This window comes from Streptomyces sp. NPDC001927, from assembly GCF_053594455.1.
In genome coordinates, this window is sequence record NZ_JBSFEN010000001.1 from 148,631 (window position 1) to 162,047 (window position 13,417).

The window sequence follows — 13,417 nt, forward strand, 5'->3', positions numbered from 1 at the left end:
TCACAGCTAGGGGACGGGAAAGCCACTGAAGCCGTCGGTGTCCTGCACGACGAGGGTGATGTCCTCGGACTCCAGCCACTCGCGTACATCTGCGGTGGGCTGGGTCGGGAGCAGCACGGCGACGCGCAGCCCCTCGGGCACGTCTTTCTTCAGCAGCCGGCGATAGTCCAAGAGCTGACCGACGGCCATGCGCACGTTGGCGCGGGTGGTCAGCCCCTTCGCTTCGTAGAGGACGTTCGCAGTGACGTCGTACAGGTCAGGGACGAGCGCACCCGGCTCACCTTCCACGGTGATCTGGAAACTCTTGAACTCGTGCCCCGCCTCGGTCAGGAAAGCCTCGAACGCAGTCATCAACTGGCCCTCGCGTCGCAGCACCGTCCGCGGCCCGCCCGTGATGTTCGCGACGGTCTTGCTCGTCGTGTGGTTCTCCGTCTTCTTCCCCTTGACCTCCTCCACGACGATGTCGGGCCACTCGATGGGAAGGTCAATGACGTTGCCCGTCTTCGCCGGCTTCACCGAGTCCTGAGGCTCGAAGGTGAGCTGGGCACCGGGGGCGGGCCGGAAGCGGAAGACATAGACGTTGCGGATGTCGTTGTGCTTGTCCGGCGCCTTGCGGACCACGTACGGCAGGTTGGCGTCGACGACGACCTGACCGATGTACCGCTGCTTCACGAGCTTCTTGCCGGGCGTCACCAGGCCATCGGCAACGAACAGGTGGACCTCTCGGCCGTCCGTGAGGGTCTCCATCAAGGTCTTGTTGCCGCGGGCCATCTGCTGATGTCCCTCGGGGCCGGCGCCCGTGTAGAGGTACAGCGGTCCGAACTCATCGTCATCGGCCCGCCCGTCGAAGGTGTAGCCGTGCTTCTCTCCGACGCTCGGGTCGGAGTACACGAACACCTTCTCGGAATCCTTCGCGGGCACGATCCCGCCGCTGTACACCGAGCCGCCGTAAGCCAGCGCAACTTCCTCACGCGTCGTGATCAGGCCCGGAACGAGATCAAGAGTCGTCATCCAACGACCGTAACTGCCCCCACTGACAACGGGACCAGGCAGAACCCAGCAGGGCGACCCCCATCCGACCAAGAACCGGGGCCGCCCTCGCCTGCCAGCACCTCTCAGAGAACTGGAGACATCCAGCATGACCCATGACCCCCGCTTAGCGCTGCTCCGCGCAGCACTAAAGGCAGCCGAACGCGGCTGGCCCGTCTTCCCCCTCCGCCCCGGCGACAAGCGGCCCGCCGGCCACTCCGCCAAACACTGCCCCCGCACCGGGCGGTGCGCGGACGATCACCTCGTCCCAGAGCAGCGCGCCACCCTCGACCCGGACCTGATCCGGGCCGCGTGGCGTATGCGGCCGTACAACGTCGGCGTCGCGACCGGCCCGGCCGGGCTGCTCGTGGTCGACCTCGACACGCTCAAGCCGACAGACGGAGAAGGAACGCCTGACGGCGTGACTTCCTTCAAGGCGCTCTGCGAGCGCGCCGGACAGGCCGTCCCGGCGACCTACCGGGTGCGGACCGCGAGCGGGGGAGAGCACCTGTACTTCACCGCCCCGACCGGTGTCCGGCTGAGGTCGACGGCGGGGACGCTCGCCCGCAAGGTCGACACCCGGGCATGGGGCGGCTACGTCGTCGCCCCCGGCAGCATCCTCCCCACCGGCTCGTACGACGTCGCGGACGCCACCGCCCCCGTTCCCCTGCCCGACTGGCTCGCGAACGCTCTGCGGCCCGCCCAACGGCCCATGCGGGCGGTGCCGGTGTTCGTGGTCGGCAAGACGTCCGCGTACGCGGCCGCCGCCCTGCGCAACGAGTGCCACAACGTCGCCACGGCGACGGACGGCATCCGCAACAGCACGCTCCTGCGCGCCGCGCGAGCACTCGGCCGGCTGATCGCCACGGGCGACCTCGACCGGGCGGAAGTCGAGCAGGCTCTTAGTAGCGCTGCGACGGTGGGCGGAAGCGAGTCCCAGCGCTACTACGACGACGTCATCACCAGGGCCCTGAACTGGTCCGTCGCCAACAACCCCACCCGGCGGCCGGCATGAACCAGCCCCAGCCCCCACCTACTAAGAGCATCGGAACCCCCGACTGCCCCGCAGCCGCCGAACAGCCCCGCCACCTGCGGACCGTGGGCGCCCCGAAGGGCGTCGCCGAAGGCGTCCCCAATAGCTCTGACCCGCAGCCGACCGCCGGGCCCCGGATCGTCGGCATGCTCCACGTCTGCATGCCCAGCCCCCGCGCGATCCCGACCGCCACGTCCCGGTGTGAGTGCGGACGCGACCGCAGCGCGGTCGGGCACCGGCAGGTACTCGCCCTCGTCGCCGACCACACCGCCCACCGGGACCTGTGCCCGCTCCTGAAGGAAGGGAGGGCCGCCTCATGACCACGCACGATTCCGAACTGTGGGCAGGGTTCGAGGAGATGTCCGCCGAGGACGTCGCCGGGCCCGTCTGGGACGAGCCGGTACCCATTAACCCGCGCGGCCCGCTCCCCGCCTTCCCCATCGACGCGCTGCCCGGCTGGCTCGGCGCCATGACGGCCGAGGTCGCCGAGGAGACCCAGACCCCCGTCGACCTCGCCGGTTGCCTCGCGCTCGCCGTCATCGGCACCGCCGCCGGCGGCCGCCTCACCGTCAGCGTGCGCGGCCAGTGGAGCGAGCCGGTCAATCTCTACACCGCCGTCGCCCTCCCGCCCGGCAACCGCAAGTCCGCCGTGTTCGGGCTCATGACCAAGCCCCTGCTCGCCGCCGAGCAGGCACTCATCGAACTGACCGCACCACAGCGCGCCGAAGCCGCCGCATCGGCGCGGATCGCGAAGGCCGCCGCCGAGCGGGCCGAGAAGCTGGCCGCCAACGCCGAGCCGGACAAGGTGGCCGACCTGACCGCCTCGGCCGTGTCCCTGTCGGACGCAGCCGAGCGAGCCGTGGTCCCGGCCGAACCGCAGCTCATCGCCGACGACGTCACCGCCGAGTCCCTGACCACGCTCCTCGCCCAGCAGGACGGGCGGATCTCGATCCTGTCCCCCGAGGGCGAGATCTTCGAGATCATCGCAGGCCGCTACTCCGGTGGCACCCCGAACATGGGCATCTTCCTCAAGGGCCACGCCGGGGACCTGGCCCGCGTCAACCGGCAGGCCAGAGACGCCCAGCACATCGAGAACCCCGCCATCACCATGGGCCTCGCGGTACAGCCGACCGTCCTCGACGCCATCGGCCAGATCAAAGGCGCCGACGGACGCGGCCTGCTCGCCCGGTTCCTCTACTCCAAGCCCGAATCCCTCGTCGGCCGCCGCAACCTCACCCCGCAACTCCTCTCCCCGGACACCGCCGCCGCCTACGCCGAGAAGCTCGGACGGCTCGCCCTGACCCTCGCGGCCTGGACCGAGCCCGCCACGCTCACGCTGTCGCCCGAGGCGGACGCGGTCCTGCTCGCGTACCAGCGCGTCACCGAATCCCGCCTCGACAAGGGCGGATCCCTCGCCCCGATCATCAACTGGGCCAGCAAGCGCGACGGGGCCGTCGCCCGCATGGCCGGACTCCTCCACCTCGCCGCCCACCCCGACGACGCCTGGAACCTGCCCATCGGGGCCGAGACCATGGCCGCCGCCACCCAGCTCGGGGACTACTTCACCGCCCACGCCCTCGATGTCTTCGACGCCATGGGCGCCGATCCCGCACTCGCGGCGGCGCACACCGTGCTGACCCACCTGCGCGAGACCCGCACCACCGCGTTCACGAAGCGCGACCTGTTCCGCGCCGTGCCCCGGAGCGAGTTCCCCGCCATGCGCGACCTCGACCCCGCCCTGACCCTCCTGGAGGAACACGGCTGGGTACGCCAGCAGCCCCCGCCGCCCCGCAACGGACGCGGCGGCCGGCCGCCATCCCCCCGCTACGAGACCCACCCCCGCGCCACCCCCGGCGCCTGAAACCCCCCACCCCACCGACAGAACTGACAGAACCTCCCGACAAGCCATCTGACCTGCGGAAACAGGCACTCCGGAGCACTGACAAAACCTCCGGAAACCCTGACAGAACCTCGACCCCGCCCAGCGGCCCGCTCTGACAGAACCCCCGCCCGGAGGTTCTGTCAGAGTTTTCCGAGGTTCTGTCACAGCGAATGAAGCCACGAAAACCGCAGCTCAGAGGCCATACGGCGAGGTTCTGTCAGTTCTGTCAGCACACCCTAGGGTTCTGTCACCTCAGACCGCGCTGAAGGAGCCTCATGGCAACCGCCAAACCGCCCCAGCCCGTGACCTCCATGCCTCTCCAGCGGCGCCTCCACCCCGTTTCCGACGCCGCCTACATGCTCGGCTTCGAGCGCACCACCGCCTGGGAGGAGATCCGACTGGGACGACTGCGGACGGTTCGCGTCGGCCGGCGGCGCCTCGTCCCCACGGAGTACATCGAGGAGTACGTCGAACTGCTGAAACGCGAAGCCCAAGCCGCCTGACAGTCAGCACCGCACCCCCGGAGGCCGCGCCACTAGGCGCGGCCTCCGCCCTTTCGGAGAGGCACCCACACCTTGACCAACAGCGACCCCTCACCGCGCAAAAAAGCGGCAAACGGAGAGGACTCCATCTACTGGGACAAGTCCAAGAACCGATACGTCGGAGCCATCTCGCTCGGCCACGAGCCGAACGGAACTCGGCGACGTCCGAAGGTCTCAGGAAAGACGAAGACGGAAGTGCGCAGCAAACTGCGACAGCTCAGGAGGGAGCTGGAGGTCGGTGTTCAGCCTTCCGCAAAGCACACCGTCGAGAGGGTCGTGAACACTTGGCTCAACCGCGGGCTGCGCGGACGAGAGGAACGCAGCCTCAAGACGTATCGAAGCCTGGCCAAGAACCACGTCATCCCTGATCTGGGGAAAGCCAAGATCGCAGACCTTTCGCCTGATGAGGTGGACGAGTGGCTGGCCGCGAAGGCTGAGGAAGTCTCGCACGAGACGCTGAAGCGGATCCGGTCCATTCTCCGCCGGTCGATCGCTCTCGCTCAACGCGACGGAAAGGTCGCACGAAACGTCGCCGAGTTCGGCGAACTCCCGCAGGGGCGGGAAGGCCGCCCCAGCAAGTCCCTCTCCTTGGAAGAGGCCCATGCAGTCCTCCACGCTGAGCAAGGATCGTGGATTCACGCCTACGTGGTGCTGGCACTTCTTGTCGGGGTCCGCACGGAAGAGGAGCGCCCCCTCACCTGGTCTCACGTCCACATCGACACCGACGGGGACGATCGCCCGTACATCGACGTCTGGCGCTCAGTGAGGAAGCAGGGGGAGACCAAGACACGCAAGAGCAAGCGATCGCTGACAATGCCTCACCATGCCGCCGTTGTACTGACGCAGTATCGGCAGACGCAGCAGGCCGAGTGCGCCGCCAGCGGGATTGAGTGGTCCGCAGAGCGGCTCGTGTTCGGTCATGCAGACGCGACCCAGCGGAGTTCCACGGACGTTCTGCGCGAGCTGCGGTCGCTGCTCAAGAGCGCCGGCTTCTCGAATCCGAAGGACTGGACAACCCGGGAGCTCCGAACGAGCTTCGTCTCCCTGCTTTCGGATCACGGGACCCCGATCGAGGTCATCGCCAGGCTGGTCGGCCACAGCGGCACCGCGACGACGGAGACGGTCTACCGCAAGCAGATCCGCCCCGTAATCACGGAGGGGGCGGAAGCCATGGACGAGATCTTCCGGCCGAAGGCGTAACTGACGGGCGGTGGCTCCCCACTTGGCTCCCCAACAGCCACGGAGCACCGATCTGTGGCTGTGACCTGGGCCCACCGCGCGCCCGGAGTTACGTGTGAGGTAATCGGGGCCCGGGCCGCGCGCGCCGGGGGTTTGGCGGGCCGTTCGGTGGTGAGGCGAGCAGGACCGACCTGTACGCGTCCACGACTCATCGACCGGGGAGTTCTGGGGATCCATGGAGAGCCTTCTTCGACTCGCGCTGGTGCTCGGCGGTTCGGCGCTCGTGACCTTCGCCGTCGCCCGCGCCGCCGACCTGTTCCTGCGGCACGCGGACGCCCGCCATCCCGAGACGCCGCTCTGGGGGCTGCTGCGCCGGTGCCGCACACCGCTGTACGTCGTCCTGCTGGCCGCCCTGCTCGGGTGGACCCAGCGCGCCTCGGACTGGGGGCCGTTGCGCGAGCACCGGGCGGGGGTGAGCCACGTCCTGCTGCTCTGTCTGATCGGCGGCGGCGCCTGGCTGGCCGTGCGGGTCGCGGCGGCCGTCGTCGAGTCCTCGTACGCGCGGTACGCCGGGCGCTCCAGCGACCTGGCCCGGGTGCGCCGGGTCCGTACGCAGGTCACGCTCATTCTGCGCGTGGTGGCCGTCGTCGTCGGAGTGGTCGCCACGGCGGTGGCCCTGGTGACCTTCCCGTCCTTCCGCACCCTCGGCACCTCGCTGCTCGCCTCGGCCGGGATCATCGGCATCGTGGCCGGTGTCGCGGCGCAGTCGACGCTCGGGAACCTCTTCGCCGGGTTCCAGATCGCCTTCGGCGACATGGTGCGCATCGGCGACACGGTCGTCGTCGACGGTGAGTGGGGTGTGGTGGAGGAGGTGACGCTGACCTTCCTCACCGTACGGACCTGGGACGAGCGACGGGTCACGTTGCCCGTCTCGTACTTCACCTCCCGGCCCTTCGAGAACTGGTCGCGGGGCGGGGCGGAGATGACCGGCACGGTCTTCGTCCACTGCGACCACTCGACGCCCGTCGAGGCGATGCGCGCGCACCTGCGGGAGTTCCTGGAGACCTGCCCCACCTGGGACCGGCGGGGCTGGGACCTCGCCGTCACGGACACCTCCCCGACCGGGATAACGGTCCGCGCGCTGGTGACCGCGAAGGACGCCGACGACGTGTGGACCACGCGCTGCGCGGTGCGCGAGGAGCTCGTCGGCTGGCTCGTCCGCGAGCACCCGGCCGCGCTCCCGCGCGTCGTCACGGCACCTGCCACCATGTCAACACACCGTGACTAGTTCTCGACAAGGAGTGAGCGCCTCCGCATGGTGGCGGCCGGCGCGGGCAGATATCGGGTGGCCCATCACAGCCCCTGCCCGAGGAGCCCACCATGCCGTCCTCGCCCCTCGACTCCGAGCCCGTCTTCACCGCCGACTTCACCTCACGGGACCAGTGGGTCGCCGGGCGCTCCTGGGCGTATCCGAACGGCGGACCGACCAACCGGGGTGACAACAAGCTGGACCACCTGGTGGAGGACCCCGCCTACAGCCGGTCCGGGGTCTTCCGCGCGACCCGCAGGCCCGACGGGCTGTGGGATTCCGGGCTGCTGACGACGGAGGGCAGTCCGCAGGGGTTCGAGGTGCGCGCCGGGGACGTCCTGGAGGCGCGGGTGCGGCTCCCCGAGGAGACCGGGGCGTGGCCGGCGATCTGGACCTGGCGGGACGGCGGCCAGGAGATCGACGTCTTCGAGTACCACCCCGACAACCCCGACCTGCTCGAACTGTCGAACCGCGTCCGGGGCGCCCACCTCTACCACCGCTCCCCCTCGGTGCGGCCCGGCGGCTGGATCCGGCTGCGGACCGAGTTCGGCGCGCGCTCGGTGGTGTGGTGGCTCGACGACGAGAAGGTGTTCGCCGACGGGCGCGGGGTCGGCGCGTCCTGGCACGCCTGTCTGATCGTCAATCTCTCGGTCTGCGCGGGCCGTTATCACCCGGCGCCGGATCCGGGGACGCGCGAGATGTCCTTCGAAGTACGCGACCTGCGGGCGTTCCGGCCCCGTCCGTAGGTAGTGTTCGCGCCGTGGCGGCGGGGGTCGCCGACGGGACGGCGGGAGACGCACATGGCGTGGCGCAGGGACCGGGCGCGGATGGTCGCGGCCGGGGACGAACACCGGGTGACGCCTGCGGAGCTCTTCTTCGACCTGGTGTTCGTGTACGCGATCACCCAGGTGACCGCCCTGATGGCGGCCGATCCCTCGACGACCCGGGTCGTCGGCGCGATGATCGTGCTCGCGCTGCTCTGGTGGTGCTGGTGCTGCTTCGCCTGGCTGGGCAATGTCGTACGGGCCGACTCGGGCGCGCTGTTCGCCGTGCTCGTCACCGTGATGGCGGTCGTCTTCATCGTGTCGCTCGTGGTGCCCGAGGTGTTCGCGGACCAGCCGGGCGGGCTCTCGGCGCCGCTGCTCTTCGTGCTCTGCTACGGAGCCGTGCGCGTGCTCCATCTGGTCTCGTACTGGCTCTCCAGCCCCGACGACGCCGCCCTGCGGGCCACGCTGCGGCGCACCGCGCTGCTGTCCGTCCTGCCGCCGCTGGTGCTGCTCCTGATCGGCTCCGCCTACACCGGCAGGGTCCAACTCCTGCTGTGGCTGGGCGCGGTGGTCATCGACTACGGCGGCATCTACGTGACGGGGGCGTCCGGCTGGCGGGTCAACTCCCCCGCGCACTTCTCCGAGCGGCACGGCCTGATCGTCATCATCGCGCTCGGCGAGTCGATCGTGGCGATGGGCGTGGGGGTCTCCGGCTTCCCCGTCACGGTCGCCGTCCTGGGCGCGGCGGCCGCGGGGCTGCTGCTGTCGGCCGCGCTGTGGGCGCTGTACTTCTGGCGGCTCGCGGAGGGGGCCGAGCACCGGCTCGCCGCGCTGGACGGCGACGAGCGGACCCGGTTCGCCCGGGACACGTACACCTTCCTGCATCTGCCTCTGGTCGCGGGAGTCGTGCTCTGCGCGCTCGGTATGAAGAAGGTCCTGCAACAGGTCGCCGACACCGGCCACTACGACCTCGCCGAGCCGCTGCACGGGGTGGTCGCCTGGTCGCTGACGGGCGGGGTCGGGGTCTTCCTGCTCGGCGGCGCCGCGATCGTGCTGCGCTCCTCGGGCCGCCGCCCGACGGTCCTCGCCGTGGGCGGGGTGTGCGCCCTCGCCTCCGGCGCGCTCGTCGGTCTCGTCCCCGCCCTCGTGGCCCTCGTGGTCCTCGCGGCCGGTCTGATCACGCTCGTCGCCCTGCACGGCCGGGGCGCGGGGGCTGCGGACGCCCGGGCAGCGGGCTGAAAGGGCCTTCCTGCCGGGCCGGTTGGAGGATCGTCGCACTCCGGCTCGATCCGTGCGGGCCGATCGCACAAGGCTCGGCGACCCCGGCCCGCGCTCGCCCCCGCCTCGGCACACTGGCCCCATGGCTCCCACGGTCCCGCACGCGGTCCCTCCCGCCACGCCCGAGCGGAAGCCGACGCTGATCGGCTCCGTCCGGCGCGCCCTGCTCCTCCTGGAGATCGTCGCCAAGCGCGTCTCGCGGACCGCCGGGCTGCCGCTCGACACGACGTACCACCTGCTGCGGACCCTGGTCCACGACGGCTATCCGCACCACGAGCGCGGCGCGCCCAGGTGGAGCCGGACGCCCGCCGCGCCTACCTCTCCCGACGGCCCGTCGGCCGGCTGACCCCGAGGACCGTCCCGGACGAGGAGGCGCTGATGCGGCGGCTCAGTACGCGGCCGCCCGGTGCTGGATGTAGGCGCGCAGTCTGGTCGTGTCGGCGGCCGTCCAGCCCTCCGGAGGCGCCACCGCCGCCCAGCCGTCCACGGCGCCGGCCCCGTAGCGGTGGCCGTGCGGGGCCTGCACTCCGTACGAGACGGCCATGTCGATCGAGGTCTGCCAGAAGGCGACGAACGGGAACCAGTCGATCTCGGGCGTGATGTCCGGGCCGAGCGGGTCCGCCAGCCACGCGGGGCGTTCCAGGAGGAGGTCGGGCGACCACCAGACGACCGGGTCGGAGGCGTTCTGCAGATAGACCGCGCGCGGGAACTGCCAGCGGGCCGGGGGCCGGGCGAGGTCGGCCGCGGGGAACTGGGCGAAGCGCACGCGCGCGCCGCCCTCGTACTGCGGCCGCCACACCGGGCTGCCGGGGTCCCGGTCGCGGCGGATCTCCTGGGAGGCCGGGGAGAAGTTCGGGGTGCCGAGCAGCAGGGCCCCGTCGGTGCGGGCGAGCAGGTCGTCGGGGCCGTCGAAGGAGGCCTCCACGGCGTAGGCCCCGAGGCTCTCGCCGGTGACCAGGAACGTGGGCCTGCGCTCGGCGGGGAGCGCGTCGATCCGGGCGCGCACGGCCTGGACGAGCGCCCGGGTGGCCTGCCCGGCCTTCTCCTTGTCGACGAGGAAGGAGACCCAGCTCGGCAGGTACGAGTACTGGACGGCGACGATCGCGGTGTCGCCGCCGTACATGAACTCGAGCGGCTCGGCCACGTTCGGGTTGACCCAGCCGGTGCCGGTGGTGCCCGCGACGACGAGGACCTGGCGGTCGAAGGCGCCGGTGCGCTCCAGTTCGCGGACGGCGAGCCGGGCCTGCGCGGCGAAGGGGCGCTCGTCCGTGAAGGCGGCGGGCAGCGCCGAGGGTATGTAGACGCGGACCGGGTCCATGGCCGGACCGCCGCTGACGGCGGTGACGCGGGCGCGGGTGGGGACGGAGCCGGTGAAGTTGCGGCCCTGGTAGCCGAGGTCCTGCCAGGCGATGAGGGAGCCCGGGCCACCGGAGACGTACCGCGAGACGGGCCGGTGGATGCCCTCCTTCGTCCCGCCGTTGGTCGCCTCGGCGATCCGGTCGGCGATGTCGACGATCCCCCGGTCGAAGACCACGTCCCGGACTCCGACGAGGACGGCGAGGGTCGAGAGCAGCGCCCCGACGGCGAAGGCGACCGGCTTGGGCAGGAGCCGGCCGAGCAGCCGGATCAGCCGGGCGGAGGCGAGCCGTACGGCCCGGGCGACGAGGAGGAGGGCGAGCAGGAGCGCGAGCGCCATCAGCGCGATCATCGGCGTGTGCCAGGTCAGGCCGGGCGGCAGGCCCTGCAGGTCCCGGAGCTGACGCTGCATCCGGGCGCTCTCGGAGATCAGCCATCCCGAGAGCACGGGGGCGATGACCCAGTACGCCTGCCAGCACCGGGCCCGTAAGCGCTCGCCCGGAAGCCGGGGCGAGAGCGCCCGGACCAGCCAGGCGGCCGAGGAGCCGAGCGCGTACCCGATGGCGGCCGTGATGCCGCCGACGACGCCCTGGAGGTACCAGGGGCGCGGGACGAGCGAGGGGGTGAGGGAGGCCCAGAAGAAGAGCGTGGCGGCGCAGAGCGCGGTCAGGTCGGGCCAGCGGCGGATCAGGTACGCGGGGTCGGGGCGGTCCCAGTAGGGCCGGCGGGCGAGGGCCGGGAGCCGCTCGCGGAGCCTTCCCAGGCAGTCGGTGAGGGCCTTGTCGCGGCCGGTGGGGCCGGCGGACCGATCGGTGGTGGGATGCCGGTCGGTCGAGGTCATCGGGTCAGCCTCGTCCACCGTGCACCGTTCCGCAACCGGCCCGCCGACGGGTCCCCTACGGGGTGGGACGTCCCTCGCGGCCCGGGCCGCCGGGGGCGGGCTCGGGCGTACGGGCCGGTGGCCGTTCCGGCTCGGCGGGCGCGCCGCGTTCGGCGCGGGCGGCCTCGGCACGCAGCAGGGCGCGCAGGACGGCGAAGGGGTCGACGGGCATGGCGAAGCTCCTTGCGGTGGGGGGTGAGGTGCGCGAGAGGGACGGGCCTCTCAGCAGCGCATCACCACACACCGCCGGACATCGCCGGGCGGACGGGGTACGGGGACGGATCCGGATCCTGGCGCGGTGGACGGGCCCCCGGCCGGGGTCCCGCGCGGGTCCCGGGGGCGGACGCCCCGGCGCCGGGAGCGGAGCCGCCCGGGAGCCGTGGCCGCCTCGGTGAGCTCGTGCGCCTCGCCGCCGGGATCGGCCGGCTGACTCGACGACAGGTGCCTGGCCTCCGCGCAGGCCGGTCCGGCTCCGCCGGCGCCCACCCCGAACAGGGCGGCGAGCACGAGTGCGACGACGAGCACGGCACGCCGGGCCGCGCCCGCCGGAGCGGTGGGCGCGGGGCGGGCGGTCGTGCCGGGGCTCATGGAGATGCGTACTGCCCCGGGACGGGCCCGACGTGCCGGGACGGGCGGCGGATCCGCCCGGGCGGCCTACGCCGACACGCCCGAATTCACGCGCTCGGCCGCGCCGTCGGTCACGCCGTCGTCCCCACGAGGGGAGGCCTCCGCCCGCGCCTCGGCCGCCTCCGCCCTGCGCACCTTGCGGGCCGACATCCACGCGTAGACGAGCACGCCCGCGAAGAGGAACAGGACGCCCTGGTAGACGGCCGCGTAACCGGAGCCCGCGACCAGCCACATGGAGAAGCCGAACGCGGCGGCGGCCAGGACGCCGTCGCGGGCGAGACGTGCGCGGTCGACGCGCTCGGAGCGGCCGGAGAGCAGGAAGTAGATCTGCGCGGCGGTGGAGAGCAGGTACGGGACGGTGGCGGTGAAGGTGGTGACGAGGACCAGGATCTCGAAGACGCCCTCGGTGCCGACCGTGTAGTTGTAGACCGTCAGGAGCGAGGCCAGGACGACGGTCACGAGGACGCCGACCGTCGGGACGCCGCGCCGCTTGCGGGTGAAGACCTGCGGGAAGAGCCCGTCGCGGGCGGCGGCGTACGGGGTCTGGGCGCTGAGCAGCGTCCAGCCGTTGAGCGCGCCGAGCATGGAGACCAGGGCCATGCAGGCGATGGCGGTGCCGCCCCAAGAGCCGCCGAACATGACGTTCACGGCGTCCGAGAAGGGGGCGGTGGAGTCGACGAGCCGGTCGTGGGCCACCGTGCCGAAGACGGCGACCGTGCCGAGGAGATAGATCGTGGCGGCGCCCAGGGTGCCGAGGACGGTCGCGCGGCCGACGTTGCGCCGGGGGTCGCGGACCTCGCCGGCGCTGACGGCGGCCGACTCGACGCCCAGGTAGCTGAAGAGCAGGATCGCGGCGGAGGCGGAGACCGCGCCGAGCGCGCTGTCGCCGCCCGCCTGGAAGGGGCCGAGGTTGGCGCTGTCGAAGAAGAAGAGCCCGCCGACGGCGACCAGGAGCAGCGGGACGAACTTGAGGACGGTCGCGACGAGCTGCACCGCCCCGACGTAGCGGGTGCCCGCGAGGTTGGCGAGCGCCGGCAGCCACTGGAGGGTCAGCGCGGCGGCGATGGTGGCGGCCTTCGACTCGTGGACCGGGACGAGCACGTCGAGGTAGCCGACGGCGGCCACGGCGAGCGCCGCGTTGGAGACCCAGGCCGTGATCCAGTACGACCAGGCGGCGAGGAAGCCGGCGAAGTCACCGAAGGCCGCGCGGGCGTAGACGTAGGGGCCGCCGGTCTGCGGGTGGCGGTGGGCGAGCCGGCCGAACACCAGGGCCAGGGCGATCGCGCCGAGGGTGAGGATGCCGAAGGCGACCAGGCTGATCGTGCCGAAGGGGGCGACGGAGGCGGGGAGCAGGAAGATCCCGCCGCCGATGATGTTGCCCATGACCAGGGCGGTGGCGATCGGGAGTCCGAACCGGCGGGCGTGCCTGGTCTCTTCGGTGGACGCGGACGGTTCGGGTGTGGCCGTGCTCATGGGGGGTGGTGCGCCTCTCGTCGTGCAAACCCGAACATGGTCCGGGAGGTGAGACGCCCCGC

General features: G+C 71.8%; 14 protein-coding genes. 9 read left to right on the forward strand and 5 right to left on the reverse strand.

Annotated features, from left to right (window positions below; translation table 11 throughout):
- Positions 1 to 6: 6 nt before the first annotated feature.
- Positions 7 to 1,140 carry a hypothetical protein gene (locus ACWCO8_RS00695; RefSeq protein WP_451030253.1) on the reverse strand — a complete coding sequence of 378 codons (1,134 nt, stop codon included), beginning with the start codon at positions 1,138 to 1,140 and terminating at the stop codon, positions 7 to 9.
- On the opposite strand from ACWCO8_RS00695, the gene ACWCO8_RS00700 reads away from it, so the two are divergent.
- The 9 genes from ACWCO8_RS00700 to ACWCO8_RS00740 all read left to right on the forward strand — a co-directional run bounded on the left by ACWCO8_RS00700 (position 1,139) and on the right by ACWCO8_RS00740 (position 9,365).
- Complete coding sequence (locus tag ACWCO8_RS00700; protein WP_451030254.1) at positions 1,139 to 2,044, forward strand: bifunctional DNA primase/polymerase; 906 nt, start codon at positions 1,139 to 1,141, stop codon at positions 2,042 to 2,044. The genes ACWCO8_RS00695 and ACWCO8_RS00700 overlap by 2 nt on opposite strands.
- Before the next feature lie 83 nt (positions 2,045 to 2,127).
- Positions 2,128 to 2,382 (forward strand): hypothetical protein, encoded by a 255-nt coding sequence (locus ACWCO8_RS00705; RefSeq protein ID WP_451030255.1) that lies wholly within the window; start codon positions 2,128 to 2,130, stop codon positions 2,380 to 2,382.
- Positions 2,379 to 3,923 carry a YfjI family protein gene (locus ACWCO8_RS00710; protein WP_451030256.1) on the forward strand — a complete coding sequence of 515 codons (1,545 nt, stop codon included), beginning with the start codon at positions 2,379 to 2,381 and terminating at the stop codon, positions 3,921 to 3,923. Before ACWCO8_RS00705 ends, ACWCO8_RS00710 begins: the two co-directional genes overlap by 4 nt.
- Positions 3,924 to 4,219: 296 nt before the next feature.
- A complete protein-coding gene (locus ACWCO8_RS00715) occupies positions 4,220 to 4,447 on the forward strand; it encodes a helix-turn-helix domain-containing protein (protein ID WP_451030257.1) in 228 nt (75 codons plus the stop codon).
- Between the two features lie 72 nt (positions 4,448 to 4,519).
- Positions 4,520 to 5,686: a tyrosine-type recombinase/integrase gene (locus tag ACWCO8_RS00720; RefSeq protein WP_451030258.1), complete on the forward strand. Its 1,167-nt coding sequence runs from the start codon at positions 4,520 to 4,522 to the stop codon at positions 5,684 to 5,686.
- Positions 5,687 to 5,900: 214 nt separating this feature from the next.
- Entirely contained in the window at positions 5,901 to 6,953 is a 1,053-nt protein-coding gene (locus tag ACWCO8_RS00725; protein WP_451030259.1) for a mechanosensitive ion channel family protein, read from the forward strand.
- Between the two features lie 92 nt (positions 6,954 to 7,045).
- Positions 7,046 to 7,720 (forward strand): beta-glucanase, encoded by a 675-nt coding sequence (locus ACWCO8_RS00730; protein WP_451030260.1) that lies wholly within the window; start codon positions 7,046 to 7,048, stop codon positions 7,718 to 7,720.
- 54 nt (positions 7,721 to 7,774) lie between these two features.
- The gene (locus ACWCO8_RS00735; protein WP_451030261.1) at positions 7,775 to 8,980 is read left to right on the forward strand and encodes a low temperature requirement protein A; all 1,206 of its coding nucleotides are present in this window, start codon (positions 7,775 to 7,777) and stop codon (positions 8,978 to 8,980) included.
- Between the two features lie 121 nt (positions 8,981 to 9,101).
- The gene (locus ACWCO8_RS00740) at positions 9,102 to 9,365 is read left to right on the forward strand and encodes a hypothetical protein (RefSeq protein ID WP_451030262.1); all 264 of its coding nucleotides are present in this window, start codon (positions 9,102 to 9,104) and stop codon (positions 9,363 to 9,365) included.
- Between the two features lie 42 nt (positions 9,366 to 9,407).
- Here ACWCO8_RS00740 and ACWCO8_RS00745 read toward each other — a convergent pair whose 3' ends face one another.
- The 4 genes from ACWCO8_RS00745 to ACWCO8_RS00760 form a co-directional block, all read right to left on the reverse strand.
- Positions 9,408 to 11,216 (reverse strand): alpha/beta hydrolase, encoded by a 1,809-nt coding sequence (locus ACWCO8_RS00745; RefSeq protein ID WP_451030263.1) that lies wholly within the window; start codon positions 11,214 to 11,216, stop codon positions 9,408 to 9,410.
- A gap of 55 nt (positions 11,217 to 11,271) precedes the next feature.
- Positions 11,272 to 11,427 carry a hypothetical protein gene (locus ACWCO8_RS00750; RefSeq protein ID WP_451030264.1) on the reverse strand — a complete coding sequence of 52 codons (156 nt, stop codon included), beginning with the start codon at positions 11,425 to 11,427 and terminating at the stop codon, positions 11,272 to 11,274.
- Between the two features lie 50 nt (positions 11,428 to 11,477).
- A complete protein-coding gene (locus ACWCO8_RS00755) occupies positions 11,478 to 11,843 on the reverse strand; it encodes a hypothetical protein (protein ID WP_451030265.1) in 366 nt (121 codons plus the stop codon).
- Between the two features lie 66 nt (positions 11,844 to 11,909).
- Positions 11,910 to 13,355, reverse strand: a complete 1,446-nt coding sequence (locus ACWCO8_RS00760) for an amino acid permease (RefSeq protein WP_451030266.1) — start codon at positions 13,353 to 13,355, stop codon at positions 11,910 to 11,912.
- Positions 13,356 to 13,417 lie beyond the last annotated feature (62 nt).